This is a genomic window from Dysgonomonas sp. HDW5A (assembly GCF_011299555.1).
In the GTDB taxonomy this organism is placed as follows: Bacteria; Bacteroidota; Bacteroidia; order Bacteroidales; family Dysgonomonadaceae; genus Dysgonomonas_A.
This window is the reverse complement of sequence record NZ_CP049857.1, coordinates 1,018,082-1,033,244: the sequence shown is the minus strand read 5'-3', so window position 1 is coordinate 1,033,244 and position 15,163 is coordinate 1,018,082. Positions and strand designations below refer to the sequence as shown.

Below are 15,163 nucleotides of genomic sequence, written 5' to 3'. Positions count from 1 at the left end.
GATTATGAATAAATATATTAAAATGTTTGCTTTAGCGGTAATTGCTACCGTATCACTGCAATCCTGTGATAGTTTCTTGGATTTGAAGCCAAGTTCTTCTGTCGATTCCGCAAATGCTATAAATAATGTTCAAAGTGCAACAGCAGCATTAGTTGGAACTTATGATGGGTTACAGTATTATTATAGTTATGGACGTGACTTTGTTGTTTACGGTGATGTTTTAACTAATAACGTAAAAGCCTCTCCTACTAATTCTAATCGATTCACTTCAGAGGCAGCTTGGTCATGGAGTGTGTCAACAGCAGACTTTGGTTATTATTGGAATCAAACATATAATACAATAAACAGGGCTAATAATATAATAAATGCAAAAATTTCTGGAGATCAGACTGCTGTAAACCAGATTGTTGGTGAAGCATATGCTCTTAGAGCTTTACTACATTTTGATTTAGTTCGGATGTATGCTCAAGACTATAATTTTACTACTGATCATTCTCATTTAGGTGTACCATATATAACAAAACATGATGCAGCAGGGCAACCTAAAAGAAATACAGTGAATGAGGTTTATACTAATATTCTTTCCGATTTAGGAAAGGCTGCTGAACTTGTAACTAAAATGCGTCAAGTTGCACCTTATACGCTTTCTCCTAATGCTATAAATGGATTATATGCAAGGGTATATCTTTATATGGGTAACTATGCCAAAGCTAAAGAGTATGCTGAGTTGGTAATCCCTAAATATAGTTTGATCCCCAACGATAAATATCTGGCCTCTTGGGGGGAGGAATATACCTCTGAGTCGATATTCACTTTAGCTCATAATCTTGTGGATAATCAAGGAACTAATGCTTTAGGATATATCTATATTGAAGCTGGTTATGGAGATCTATTGGTGGAACCCAAGTTTCCGGCTCTTTATGCCGAAGGTGATGTTCGAAAGGGTTGGTTTGTAAATGGTGAGGCAGCATCTAAAAAAGATAATATTTATGTAGAAGGTAAATATCCTGGTCGAGGAACACCTGGTTTGGATAATTATAGCATGCTTAGAGTTTCTGAAATGTATCTAATTGCAGCGGAATCAGCTGCAAGACTAGGAGATGAGACTACAGCTCGTAAATATTTGGACGCAATAAGACAAAGAGCTCTTCCTACAGCGGCATCAACAACTGCTACCGGACAAGCTTTAATCGATGCTATACTTCTAGAGAAACGCAAAGAACTAGCTTTTGAAGGACATTATTTTCATGATTTGAAACGATTGCATTTGCCAATTATTGCAGCTACTACCGGAACCGGAGCTTTAGGGCAAACTATTCAACCCGGTGATACAAGATTAGCATGGCCAATACCTCAAAGAGAAATTGATGCCAATCCAAATATTGCTACACAGCAAAATCCTGGATATTGATAATTGAATACTTATAATAAAAAAACACGAAGAAATTACTCTTCGTGTTTTTTTTATGTTCTCAATAATAAAGTTTCAAATTGTTCTTTACTTAAAAAAGTGTATATTTGTTATTCTTGATCTGGTAAAATGGATAATCAGAAGATAAAAGAACAGGTTTTAAATAAGTTTACTGAATACCTCAATCAGCATAAACATCGCAAGACGCCCGAACGTTTTGCCATACTTGATCATATCTATTCTACAAAAGGACATTTTGATGTCGATTCGCTTTTTCAAACAATGAATACCCAAAGTATGAGGGTTAGCAGAGCTACACTGTACAATACAATCGAATTGTTATTGGATTGTGGTTTGTTAGTGAAGCATCAGTTTGGAGCAAATATATCTCAGTATGAACGTATATATGGTGCTGAAAACCATGATCACTTAATTTGTACTACATGTGGGAAGGTGAAGGAATATAAAAATGCAACACCATTTACTCAGACACAGCAAAAGAGGTTTGCCCGATTTAAGATTGGCTATTATAGTATGTATATATACGGAACATGTGCCAAGTGCTTAAAGGAAAAGCAACAAAGTGAGAAGAAATCAAAGAAATCAGAAGAAAATAAAATAAATACCAATAAAAAGAAATGAAAGCAGATGTACTACTGGGGTTGCAATGGGGTGACGAAGGTAAAGGCAAAATAGTGGACGTATTAACTCCAAAATATGAAGTAGTAGCCCGTTTTCAAGGCGGACCCAATGCTGGTCATACTTTAGAATTTGAGGGTGAGAAGTATGTCTTAAGATCGGTGCCTTCGGGTATCTTTCAAGGTGATAAGATAAATATCATCGGAAATGGAGTGGTACTGGACCCTGCATTATTTAAAGGTGAAGTTGAGTCTCTTGAAAAGTCGGGGCATGATCTCACTAAACGCCTGTTGATCTCAAAGAAAGCTCATCTTATTTTACCTACACATCGTTTATTGGATGCTTGTTATGAAAATGCTAAGGGAGACTCTAAAATAGGAACTACCGGCAAAGGTATCGGACCGACATATACTGAGAAAGTAGGACGTGGAGGTTTGAGAGTGGGAGATCTCTTATGCGGTTTCGATGAAAAGTACCAACAGGTAAGAAACAGACATCTGGAAATACTAAATCAATATAACTTCGATTGCAGTTCATTGGCTGAAATCGAAAAAGAATGGTTTAAAGGTGTTGAAAAATTAAAAGAATTTACATTTGTAGATAGTGAGTATTATATCAATAATGCTTTGTCAAAACATAAATCGGTCTTAGCAGAAGGAGCACAAGGCACTATGCTGGATATCGACTTCGGGTCTTACCCTTTTGTGACTTCATCTAATACGATCTCTTCGGGAGCATGTATTGGCTTGGGCATTCCTCCCAGTCATATAGGTGAAGTTTTTGGTATTTTCAAGGCATACTGCACACGTGTAGGTAGTGGTCCTTTCCCTACAGAGCTGTTCGATGAAACGGGTGATAAACTTCGCAAGTTAGGCTTTGAGTTTGGATCGGTAACAGGGCGTCCCCGCCGTTGTGGTTGGATTGATCTGGTTGCATTGCGTTATGCTATAATGATCAATGGGGTGACTCAACTGATTATGATGAAAAGCGATGTATTGGATACATTCGAGACTATCAAAGCATGCGTTGCATACAAAATCGATGGTAAAGAAACAACCGAATTTCCTTTTGAAATAGGAGATAATGTAACACCTGTATACAAGGAACTTCCAGGATGGAATATGGACATGACAAAAATGCAGAGTGAAGAAGAGTTTCCTCAGGAATTTATAGACTATGTCAATTTTTTGGAGGAAGAGTTAGATGTTACTATCAGTATTGTATCAGTAGGTCCTGATCGTGATCAGACTATTAAACGTCAATATTTCGTATAATCTCTGATTAGCCTTTTTTAAGTAATTATCAAATTTACAAACAATTAATATGTATATCTTTGGCATATCTTTTGATAAAGATAATTATAAGGTAGAAAAGGTTATTAATTAAAATAGTAAGATTATGTATTTCGGTTGGATTTTATTCGGTATAATTGCTTTGGGAGGCTGGATAGTTTCGGCAACATTACAAAGCAAATTTAAAAAATACTCAAAGGTACCATTAGATAGCGGATTGACAGGTAGAGATGTTGCATTGAAGATGCTGCATGACAATGGTATATATGATGTACAAGTAGTTTCGACCCAAGGTATGCTTACGGATAATTACAATCCGGGCAACAAAACGGTAAACTTAAGCGAAGGTGTTTATCATAGCAATAGTGTGGCAGCTGCTGCGGTTGCGGCACACGAATGCGGACACGCTGTACAGCATGCTAAAGCGTACGGACCTTTGACTTTAAGATCGGCTTTGGTGCCTACGGTTAGCTTTGCTTCGAAATGGGTTATGTGGGTATTATTGGCAGGTATATTTATGATCAATACTTTCCCTATATTATTATGGATTGGTATCGGTTTGTTTGCAATGACTACCATCTTTAGTTTTGTGACATTACCTGTCGAAATTGATGCCAGTAATCGTGCTTTAGTATGGCTTAATACAGCCGGTATTGTAAGAGATTCTAATAAGGATAAAGCAAAAGATGCCTTAAAATGGGCTGCATATACATATGTTGTAGCTGCTTTAGGTTCTTTAGCCACTCTTATTTATTATATCTTTATCGCACTGGGGAGCAGGAGATAATCCTTATCCCTCTAAAATATAAAGAGTAACATTATAGTTACTCTTTTTTTTCATGGCACATACAGATGTGTAGTATCGGATTTTATTTTTATCAAGCTCTGACTGATTATGAAATATCTTTTTTTTATCATTTTTCTTTTACTTTTTTTAGCAGGTAATTATTATGTTTTCTACAGAGCTTGGACGGTTATCCCTTTGAGCGTAGTAACGCGTTCGTTATTGATCGGGGTAGCTGTAGTATTGATCGGTTCTATTTTTTTGTTATTTCTGGCAGGAGAACATTTTCCGGTTGGAGTAACATCTGTTTTATATACAATCGGAACCTCGTGGTTCTTTATTTTTATTTATTTTCTCATTTTTAATTTACTCACCGACTTGATTCGTGCCTCCCATCTTGTACCTCGGGATACACTGAACCAATATACCAAAGATAATTGGCTTAGTTTTGGCTTGACAGTGGGCTTTATCGGCTTACTGATGCTGTGTGGTTATTTAAAATACCGCATTAAAGAACGGGTCGATCTGCCTATCGAAATTACTAAAACTATAGGAGGCGGCGATTCGCTTACTATAGTGGCGCTTAGTGATATGCACTTAGGATATGGCATCGGTAAAAGTGAGCTGCAACAATGGGTAGAGCTTATCAATAAAGAAAATCCGGATATTGTTCTTATTGCAGGAGATATTATAGATAGTAGTGTCAGACCGCTGATTGAGCAGAATATGTCGGATGATCTGAAAAAGATAAAATCGAAATACGGAGTATATGCCGTTATGGGCAATCATGAGTATATCAGCGGAGCTTTGGCTTCATCGAAATTCATAGAAGACTCAGGCATTAAACTAATTAGAGATTCTGCTGTTTTAATTGATAGCATGTTTTATATTGTCGGACGAGATGATAAGTCGAATTCGAATCGAAAACCTCTTGCAGCATTAACTGGTTCTTTAGATAAATCGAAGCCCATAATTTTGTTGGATCACCAACCGTATAATTTAGAAGAAGCTGAAAATGAAGGGGTAGATATTCAATTTTCGGGGCATACACATCGCGGACAGATATGGCCTATTTCGCTGATAACCGATATGATTTATGAAGACTCGTATGGTTATTTGAAAAAAGGAAATACAAATATATATGTAAGTTCGGGTATGGGGCTTTGGGGTGGAAAATTCCGTATAGGGACGCAGTCCGAATATGCTGTAATTAAAGTAAAAACGAAATGAAAGTCTTCTTATTTCAAGCACTTATAGTACATCTTATATTTAATGTATATGTATTTGTACGAGGATGGCAGCTTTTACCCAAGAGTAAAGCATACAGAATTCCTTATGCATCGCTGTTTGCAATAGAGCTTATCGTATATCTGGTAGGGTTGATTTTCAATGTTATGTTACCATCTGCTATCTTGAAGCCTATTTTGTTGATTGGAACTTCATGGATGATATTTATTGGCTATACTTCGGCTTTACTGCTGATTTATGATTTTGTTAAATTTTTAGGGCGCTGGATTCAGCCTATACGAAGATTAAACTTACAAAAGGTTTCATTCCGAAGAATATATAGCATACTATCGCTGGTTATTGTAGTTTCTTCGATGACATACGGACATTATCGCTTTTGGCATCCTGTTGTAACAACGATGGATTTAGCTGTTGATAAAAAAGTAGAAGGGCTTAAAACTCTTAAAGTCGTGATGGTGGCAGACATACATGTTGGACATTTGATTGATAAAAAGGTGTTGAGTATGTATGTGGATAAAATAATGGAACAAAAACCGGATGTTATCCTGTTGGTTGGCGATATTATAGATTATGATCTGTCTCCATTAGTAGATCAGAGGATGGGGGAGGAGTTCCAACGTTTAAAAGTTCCTTATGGAGTATATGTGACTACAGGTAATCACGAATACAGATTAAATTCTGAAGAGAAAATAGCTTGGCTAGCTTCCGAAACAGGAATGACCATGTTAAGAGATACGGCAATAAATATAGCTGATAAGTTTTATATTGTAGGTCGAGAAGACGATCATGCCGAACATCGAAAACCATTAACTGAGCTGATGCAGCATGTTGATAAGCAATTGCCTGTAATTGTGATGAATCATGAACCAAAGAATCTATCAGAAGAATCAAATGAACAGGCAGACCTTGCTGTTTATGGACATACTCATAACGGACAATTGTTTCCCAATAACTTATTGATGAGTCTGATATATGAAGTCGGTCATGGCTATAAAAAGAAAGATAATACACATGTTTATGTTACTTCGGGACTAGGACTTGCCGGCCCTCAGTATCGTATCGGAACTATTTCTGAAATCGTAGTTTTAAATCTGCATTTTAAATAAAAGCAAACATTTAGTGAGACTCTAAAAGAGTATCATACTCTGTTGTTATTTTGCTAACCAAAGTAACAAATAGTTCTGTGAGCTTAATTAGTGTTTTTATGATTAGTTGGGAGATGGTATGCCTTCAACTATAACTGGTTGTATTTGCTGTATTCATCTAATTGATAAAAAGGTATGAGACTTTAGTTTATCTATAAAGGTAAGAGTACAGGTTTAAATCGTATGAGGTTTGAAGGGAAATAAAAAAGCAGCATAAAAAGTGTCACTTTTGTCATTTTTGTCACCTTTTATAAGTTTGTTGTCTGATTATTAGTGGTTTGAGAAAGTGACGTAATTGTACTGTATCTTGTAACCTTTGTAGCTTAATTGTATGACTTTTGTCACTTTAGTGTAAGTGAGTGACTAAGCTAATAATAAGAGCTGAAAGTATAATCAGGGCTTTAAACTGTCATTTTGTTTGGAAAATTATTACTATTTTTACCGAGGGACATAATAAAAGGCGTAAATTGCAGTTCTTTCCCTATTTATAAGTAAAAGAAAGTATTTAATGTCGTATTCTAAAGCAATAACTATCAATGTTATACTTGGATGGACAATAAATAGGTCTGAGACCTTAATATAATGCGAATTAGCGTAATTGACATAAATCTTAAATAAGTTAACTAAAGTATGGTAACAAAAAAAATCATGAGAAACGCTCTCGGATTGGGTATTTGTACCGGCTTGATGCTGGGTACGATTGCTTGTTCTGAAAAAGGGCAAAAAGAAGCTGAACTTGAAAATCTGACACAGTATGTTGATCCTTACATCGGTACAGGCGATCATGGACACGTATTTATGGGAGCCAATGTTCCTTTTGGATTCGTACAGCTAGGACCTACTCAGCATAGTCAGGGATGGGATTGGTGTTCGGGATATCATATCAGCGATTCTACCATTATCGGTTTCGGACATATGCACTTAAGCGGAACAGGTATTGGCGATTTAGGCGATATTTCATTCATGCCTGCCGTTGGAGATGTTAAATTAACAAGAGGTACACTTCCCGACGAATCAACAGGCATCTATTCTTACTTTTCACACGATAAAGAAACAGCTAAACCGGGATATTATTCGGTTCATCTGGATCGATTCGGTATCGATGTGGAGTTGACAGCAACTCAACGAGTGGGATTTCATAAATATACATTCCCTGAGTCATCAGATCCTAAAATTATTATCGATCTTGAGCACGGTATCGGATGGGATATGCCTGTAGATGCTACTTTGATTCAGGAAAATGACAGTGTAATTTCGGGTTATCGCTTCTCTAAGGGATGGGCAAACGATCAACGCGTTTATTTTACAGCGACTTTCTCGAAACCGATATCTAAATTTGTTTTATCGGATACTACTGCAGTTTACGAAGGATCTAAAACCCCTATGCGTAAAATCTATGGTCAGGTATTCTTTGCTCCGACTAAAACCGGAGAACAAATATATGCTAAAGTTGCTCTGTCGCCGGTGAGTATCGAAAATGCAAAAATGAACATGCAAGCAGAGCTTCCCGGATGGGATTTCGAAAAAACCGTTGCTAATGCAGATAAGGCTTGGAATGAAGAATTGAATAAGATAGTGGTGAAATCGGATAGTAAAACCGATCTTCGCAATTTCTATACTGCAATGTATCACTCTATGGTAGCTCCATCGGTATTTGCTGATGTAAATGGCGACTATTGGGGTAGCGATAAGAAAGTACATACCAACAATGATTTTACTAATTATACAACTTTCTCACTTTGGGATACATATCGTGCAGCTCAGCCGTTGCAAACTATTATCCATCCCGAGTTGGCAAAAGATGTAGCCAGTACTTTCATTGAAATATTTAAACAACAGGGAAAATTACCGGTGTGGCATTTGATGGGTAACGAAACCGACTGTATGGTGGGTAATCCGGGAGTTATTGTTCTGGCAGACTTATTCTTGAAAGGCTTTGTTGCTGATAAGGATAAAGAAGCCGCTTATGAGGCAATGAAGACTTCGATGATGTTGGACGAAAGAGGTCTTAACTGGTTGAAAGAATATGGATATATTCCTTACGATAAAGAAAAAACATTCGAGTCTGTTGCTAAAGGCTTGGAATATGCTATCGCAGACTGGAGTGTTGCTCAGGTTGCAAAAGAAATGGGTAAGACCGAAGACTATGATTATTTCATCAAAAGAAGTGAGTCTTATAAAAATTATTTTGATAAAGAGACTCAGTTTATGAGAGGTCTTTCTTCTACAGGTACATTCCGTGTACCATTCAACCCATTGCATTCTACTCACCGTGAAGATGATTACACCGAAGGTAATGCTTGGCAATATACTTGGTTGGTTCCTCATGATGTGAATGGCTTGATTAGCTTATTCGGAAGCGAAGAAGCTTTCGTAACAAAACTTGATTCATTGTTTACTATACAAGGAGATATGGGATCAGAAGCTTCTCCTGACATTAGCGGATTGATCGGACAATATGCACATGGAAATGAGCCAAGTCATCAAGTTCTTTACTTGTATCCATTCGTAGGTCAACAATGGAAAACGGCAGAAAAAGTACGTGAAGTATTGACTACTCTTTATTTTGACAAACCTGCCGGATTGAGCGGTAATGAAGATGTGGGTCAGATGTCATCATGGTATATTCTTTCGGCATTAGGATTCTATCCGATGGCTCCTGCCGGAGGCGACTATATCTTTGGCAGTCCTCAGATGAAAGAAGCTACTATAAATCTGGGAGACGGAAAAACATTTAAAGTGATTGCAGCCAACAATAGTCCTGAGAATAAATATATTCAAAGTGCTAAATTGAACGGTAAGCCTTATACTAAATCTTATATCAATCATAAAGACGTAGTTGCGGGTGGTACTTTAGAATTTGAAATGGGATCTCAGCCTTCAAAAACTTTTGGAGTTGATAAAGCCGACAGACCTGTTTCTGTGAAATAAAAAGATTAGATAAAATCAATAAATGAAAGAGCGGTTATCCTTTGAGGGGTAACCGCTCTTTTGTTTTAAGTTAATACTTCTATTCAATATTGTTTTCTTAAACCAGTTTAATCTTATTAGACTAGAATAGGTTTAACTTCGCCTTAACCAAAAAAACAAACAATTATGGAAACGAAAAGAATAAAAATACATGAGGTTGCTCCGGAAGCCTATAAGGCGATGCTCAAATTAGAAACATATTTACATGGTACATCATTGTCTCCAATTGAAAAAGAACTGATAAAAATCAGAGCATCACAAATAAATGGCTGTGCATATTGTCTTAACATGCATACAAGAGATGCACGGAAATTAGGAGAAACAGAACAACGTATCTATTTGTTGAATGTTTGGCATGAAACTGAGTTATATACAGAAAGTGAAAGGATCATTCTTACTTTGACAGAAGAGATAACTTTGATAAGCGATGGGGGAGTTTCGGAAGAGACCTATCAAAAAGCAGAAGCTCTACTCGGCAAAGAAAAGCTGGCAGAGGTTATTATGGCAATTATAACTATCAATGCATGGAACCGAATAGGTGTAAGTACATTACTTTCTTTAGATTAGACCAACTGTGGGCTATAAGAAAGCATGAGGTTATTCTTTTGAGTAGCCTCATTTCTTTTTAGAGGCTATTTTCTAAAGCTGTATAAAGAGGTATTTCAGATAAGTACTCGAAGCTAAGATTATCATAATCGATGCAGCAGCAATAATGTTCCATTCCATTCGATATAATTAGATACTTAACCCGAAGTACAATATTATATCTGGCAATCTGATCGAATACTTCCTGAGTAATCTTTACATCAGGAGACTTATATTCTACAATGACCAAAGGGTTGAGCTTATTGTCATATATTACCGAATCACATCTTTTTCGTTGCGTATTAAGTGATATCTGGGTTTCGTTTGCAATAAGAGATGGGGGGTATTGTTTTTCTGTTATCAGATAGTTAATAAAATGTTGCCTTACCCACTCCTCAGGCGTAAGAGCCACATATTTGGAGCGTATTTGATCCCAAATGTATAGCTTGTCGTTTTTTTTTATCTTTGGAGTATAGGGTGGTAAATTTAGTTCTAACATTTTTGCTATCTTTGTTTGGTAATAACACCATAAGAAGCGATCTCTTCCGAAGAGGAAATAGAGCTTCTTTGTATAAAACAAAAATAGGTTTATTATGAAGACTAAACAAGAAATTGTAGACAATTGGTTACCTCGGTATACTAAACGACCACTAGAGCAGTTCACAAAACATATTCTCCTGACAAATTTTTCGAAATACGTCGAAATATTTGCAGAGCATTTCAAGGTTCCGATATTAGGATTGGATGGAAATATGCCCAATGCTTCGGCCAACGGGATTACTATCATAAATTTTGGAATGGGTAGTGCAAATGCAGCCACTATTATGGATTTATTGAGTGCCATAAAACCAAAAGCAGTTTTGTTTTTAGGTAAGTGCGGAGGAATCAAAAAACATAATCAATTGGGCGATTATATCCTTCCTATTGCTGCTATCAGAGGAGAAGGTACATCCAATGACTATTTTCCACCTGAAGTTCCATCATTACCGGCATTTAATTTGTTACGTTCATTATCGTCTAATATACGTGACTTCAATAAAGATTATTGGACCGGAACAGTTTATACAACCAATCGTCGAGTATGGGAACACGATGATAAATTTAAAGATTACCTGCGTTCTATCAGAGCTATGGCTGTTGATATGGAAACAGCAACATTATTTACTTGTGGTTTTGCCAATGGTATACCTACGGGAGCTTTACTTTTGGTATCTGACCAGCCCATGATTTCGGACGGAGTAAAAACTGAAAAGAGCGATAGTGTGGTGACTCAAAATTTTGTGAACGAACATGTAATGATCGGGATTAAAGCTTTGACGACATTGATAAATAACGGATCTACAGTAAAACATCTTCGTTTCGAAGACTTTTGATAAAAGATGTCATTCGAACAAATTAAAAAAGATATACTTTCACGTAAGTTTCACCCCATCTACCTTTTGATGGGGGACGAACCTTATTATATTGATGATCTCACAAATGCCCTTTTGGAGAAGGTAATTCCCGAAACGGAGCGTGATTTTAATCAAACAATTCTTTACGGATCGGAAACTGATGTAGCGACAGTAATAACATTGGCACGGAGTTTTCCGATGATGTCCGATCATCAATTGATTGTTGTAAAAGAGGCTCAGGGGCTAAAGAAAATTGAGGATTTGGAAATATATCTGAGAAATCCTCTGGCTAGTACCATATTGGTGCTGAACTATAAAAACGGAACTATAGACAAGCGTAAAAAACTCTATGCAGGTATAGAGAAATGTGGTGTTGTCTTTGAATCAAAAAAGATTCCCGATTATAAAATGCCTGCATTTATAACTTCTTTTGTTAGTACAAAGGGATTAGGAATCGACCAGAAATCGGCTCAAATGCTGACCGATTTTTTAGGTAACGATCTGAGTAAAGTTGTCAATGAAGTAGACAAATTATTGCTTTCAATACCTCCTGCCGAAAAACGTATTACAGCCGAGCTGATCGAGCGTAATATCGGAATCAGCAAGGATTTTAATAACTACGAGCTTTTGAAGGCAGTTGTGGAGAGGAATACTTTTAAAGCGAATCAGATTGCTGATTACTTTGAGAAAAATCCTAAAAATAATCCTTTAATAGTAACTCTGGTTGTGCTATTTAATTTCTTTAGTAATCTGATGATTTGTTATTGGGCAAAAGACAAATCCGAGAATGGTATTGCTGCTGAACTTGGTTTTAGAAACAGTTATCAAGCAAAAGATTATGTACTTGCTCTTAAGAGTTACAATGCTTTTAAGACTATGGAAATCATGTCTCTTTTAAGAACCTATGATGCAAAATGCAAGGGTGTAGATAATCCATCGACCCCTGATGGAGAACTTCTGCGTGAATTATTATTTAAAATAATGCATTAGTTATTAAGATTTATTTATCCCGAAAATTACGTGTGACAGGAATTTTATGTGTTCCGATATTCAGCAGATTCCCATCTATAGATTGCATATTTTTAGTATATTATCTGTGGGTTTGAATGAAGTTTTCACAAGAGAGTGAGCTTCTTGCTTATTTGAAAACTTTACTAGGCATTCGAAATATATTGGTTTAAAATGGTAATCTACTACGTTGGTATTAGAAACTAAAAAGAGAAACTTCCCGAAAATAAAATAGTTCCCCTTGTTATTTTATTTCCCTCTGTAGTGTCATCCGAATCGAGGTATGTTAATCTGCGAGAATAATCAATGCGGATCATATTAAATATATTGGCTAACCCGATGTTAAATTCGGCATAAGGCGTATTACCCAGAGCCCTGATGCCATTATTAAACATGAAAAGATCAGGATGATATGCCGGATCATTTTCTTCAGAAAGCGGTCCGTATATTATTTTCGATCCCACACATATTTTTATTTTATTATTGGGGTTGAATAATCGGATGGGTGACCAATCGAATGTCGAATTAACGCTACCTGCTATAAAACGGTCTGTAGCAAACTCATAGAAATTCATTACGTTGTACGCTCTGCTGTTAAATACGTAACTTTGATTACCCTCGGGTATAAATAAAAGCGGAAATGGTACACGCCCCCAGATTTTGCCTCCTGATAAATAGGTATCTACCTGAGCAATATTTCGAGTAAAATCAAATCTTCTGAAAAGATTAAAATTAACAGCATTATATCCATAATCAGCACCAAATAACCCTTTAATGCCTCTGCGGTAGGTAACATCAAGTTCGAAAGCGGCTCTGCGAATAGCTGTTCGTTTTTCTTTTCTTTGAATAAACCTTTCTCCCGGAGCAAAACGTAATGATAAGATAAGATCGCTGCTTGTTATATTGTCGATAACAGTAGTATCCGTCGGACTTATAGCTCTCACATATTGTACAACACCTAAAGGTTTATCATAGGTGATCTTACCACCTATTTTATATGTTAAGTTACTGCTGTTCTCACTCTCAAATGTCAATAATCCAATTCTTTGTAACGACATGTTATTGGTTGGAGCATGAGTAAAAGATTGTGCGAAATGATCTCGGTTCATCAATAGCATATCCTGCCCCGGAATATTTAGATCCGATGCATAGGTAAAAGAGAATAATTTTTTAGGGTATTCCCAAAGATATTTCTGTTTAGGAGAAAGCGAATATACTAAATTGGCTTGGTGCTTTACTCTGGTATCTTTAGTTCCGTAGGCTATGTATCCTCCCAACTGAAATTGATCAGAGAATCTGATGGTGGTATTTCCTCCTACTCTGATCCTTAGCCCTTCCATATCATTGTAACTTAAAAAATGAGTTAAAGGTCCGAGTTCAACCGGTCCCTCTATTCCACCAAGGCTGTAAGAGCCACTGAGAACCAATGAAATGACTCTTTCTAATCGTCTGAACCTTTTGCTGCTATCTGCGGCCTGTTCTAAATTACCGATCTGCTTTTGTGAGTTAGTTAAAGGTATGGGTCTGATAGTTGTCCAAAAAGAAGTGTCTCTTCTAAAATAGCCTTTCTCTCTACTGACTCCCCATCTGATGTTGTGGTCGGGCTTGTCAAAATTATAATTGAGAAAGATGTCCGTCCGTTTGGCAGCCATCATTCTGTTTGCATCGTCTCCTATTAATAATATACTTTCTTGTTTGACCGGAATAATGATTGAATCCTGCAAATTAAAACTATGGGTTAAGAGTATATCTTTTAAAAAGTTAGCACTCTCTCTGTTATTGAAGGTAAATTGAGCTTTTATTAGCTTCGGGTTTTCTCCAATGGAAGTGTATAGATTTCCGGCAAAGGCATTCTCTTTCATGTTAGTACAGAAGAATGCAATTTCATTGCAGGTCTGACCATCGATTTGTTTTTGTCCAAGTAATTTATACGTATAAGTTTCTGTATTTGATTTGTGGAGTGGTCCCTTAAAAGCAAGTAACATAATGTCATTGGTCTCCTTAAAAAGGTTGATATCCCCAAATATCTCGTCCAGAAAATAGGAAATGTTCTTATGTCCAATAGTTTCAAAGATTCCGTTATTTTGTGACGCATGAATGGTCTGTCCTCTTTTTTTGTTAAGGTTATCTGCAAATATAGATTTATAGTCTTCAAATAATAAAACGGTGACGTTCGCCTCATCCGATTTGCCATTAGAGCGTGCATATTGAAACGAAAAATCGAATGGTCTGATAACAAATCTTGATATAAGGTCAGAACTATTTCGCATATGAGCAAGTTGAGACTCTATAGAATCTTTGTTCAAAACAGCATCAACCGATGTTTTTCGGTAGAGATTATGAAAATAAAAAGGCTCACTCTTATAACCTTTTTCATCATATTGTACTATAACCTTTAAAATGATATCTTTAGCATCAGGCAGGCTGTCTTTCTCGGATAGATCTTGAATATTTTTTATTATCTGCCTGCTTTGTTCCGTATCCTGTGCTGTAACCAATATGCAGGATAGTAAAAGGGGGACAATAAGCAAATAGCGTAAATTTATTACCTGATATTTTATTATTTTCTCTATCATCCTGCTTTAATCAGATAAAATTGTTCATAATTATGATTACTCATCAGAGAAGAACAATTGGTAATGGGTAATGGTTCGTCTCGATTCCTTTATAATTGACACAAATATCTA

12 protein-coding genes are annotated in these 15,163 nt (G+C 36.4%); 10 read left to right on the top strand and 2 right to left on the bottom strand.

What is annotated here, in order from left to right:
* Positions 1 to 4: 4 nt before the first annotated feature.
* The 8 genes from G7050_RS04325 to G7050_RS04290 all read left to right on the top strand — a co-directional run bounded on the left by G7050_RS04325 (position 5) and on the right by G7050_RS04290 (position 10,056).
* Positions 5 to 1,411, top strand: coding sequence for a RagB/SusD family nutrient uptake outer membrane protein (locus G7050_RS04325; RefSeq protein ID WP_166111702.1), 1,407 nt, complete (start codon positions 5 to 7; stop codon positions 1,409 to 1,411).
* Positions 1,412 to 1,540: 129 nt separating this feature from the next.
* On the top strand, positions 1,541 to 2,053 hold the full coding sequence (locus G7050_RS04320; RefSeq protein ID WP_166111699.1) for a Fur family transcriptional regulator: 513 nt from the start codon (positions 1,541 to 1,543) through the stop codon (positions 2,051 to 2,053).
* On the top strand, positions 2,050 to 3,324 hold the full coding sequence (locus tag G7050_RS04315) for an adenylosuccinate synthase (protein WP_166111696.1): 1,275 nt from the start codon (positions 2,050 to 2,052) through the stop codon (positions 3,322 to 3,324). Before G7050_RS04320 ends, G7050_RS04315 begins: the two co-directional genes overlap by 4 nt.
* Positions 3,325 to 3,448: 124 nt before the next feature.
* On the top strand, positions 3,449 to 4,129 hold the full coding sequence (locus G7050_RS04310; protein WP_166111693.1) for a zinc metallopeptidase: 681 nt from the start codon (positions 3,449 to 3,451) through the stop codon (positions 4,127 to 4,129).
* A 108-nt stretch (positions 4,130 to 4,237) separates the two neighbouring features.
* On the top strand, positions 4,238 to 5,356 hold the full coding sequence (locus tag G7050_RS04305; protein WP_166111690.1) for a metallophosphoesterase: 1,119 nt from the start codon (positions 4,238 to 4,240) through the stop codon (positions 5,354 to 5,356).
* The gene (locus tag G7050_RS04300) at positions 5,353 to 6,480 is read left to right on the top strand and encodes a metallophosphoesterase (protein ID WP_166111687.1); all 1,128 of its coding nucleotides are present in this window, start codon (positions 5,353 to 5,355) and stop codon (positions 6,478 to 6,480) included. Before G7050_RS04305 ends, G7050_RS04300 begins: the two co-directional genes overlap by 4 nt.
* A 687-nt stretch (positions 6,481 to 7,167) precedes the next feature.
* Positions 7,168 to 9,450, top strand: coding sequence for a GH92 family glycosyl hydrolase (locus G7050_RS04295; RefSeq protein WP_221412822.1), 2,283 nt, complete (start codon positions 7,168 to 7,170; stop codon positions 9,448 to 9,450).
* A gap of 165 nt (positions 9,451 to 9,615) precedes the next feature.
* Positions 9,616 to 10,056: a carboxymuconolactone decarboxylase family protein gene (locus G7050_RS04290; protein ID WP_166111682.1), complete on the top strand. Its 441-nt coding sequence runs from the start codon at positions 9,616 to 9,618 to the stop codon at positions 10,054 to 10,056.
* A 58-nt stretch (positions 10,057 to 10,114) separates the two neighbouring features.
* Here the strand turns inward: G7050_RS04290 and G7050_RS04285 are convergent, their stop codons facing one another.
* Positions 10,115 to 10,573 (bottom strand): type I restriction enzyme HsdR N-terminal domain-containing protein, encoded by a 459-nt coding sequence (locus tag G7050_RS04285; protein ID WP_166111679.1) that lies wholly within the window; start codon positions 10,571 to 10,573, stop codon positions 10,115 to 10,117.
* A gap of 94 nt (positions 10,574 to 10,667) precedes the next feature.
* On the opposite strand from G7050_RS04285, the gene G7050_RS04280 reads away from it, so the two are divergent.
* Together G7050_RS04280 and holA are read left to right on the top strand one after the other, a co-directional pair.
* A complete protein-coding gene (locus G7050_RS04280; protein WP_166111676.1) occupies positions 10,668 to 11,447 on the top strand; it encodes an AMP nucleosidase in 780 nt (259 codons plus the stop codon).
* A gap of 6 nt (positions 11,448 to 11,453) precedes the next feature.
* Positions 11,454 to 12,458 (top strand): DNA polymerase III subunit delta, encoded by a 1,005-nt coding sequence (holA, locus tag G7050_RS04275; protein WP_166111673.1) that lies wholly within the window; start codon positions 11,454 to 11,456, stop codon positions 12,456 to 12,458.
* Between the two features lie 221 nt (positions 12,459 to 12,679).
* Here holA and G7050_RS04270 read toward each other — a convergent pair whose 3' ends face one another.
* Positions 12,680 to 15,052: a DUF5686 family protein gene (locus G7050_RS04270; RefSeq protein WP_166111670.1), complete on the bottom strand. Its 2,373-nt coding sequence runs from the start codon at positions 15,050 to 15,052 to the stop codon at positions 12,680 to 12,682.
* Between the last annotated feature and the right edge of the window lie 111 nt (positions 15,053 to 15,163).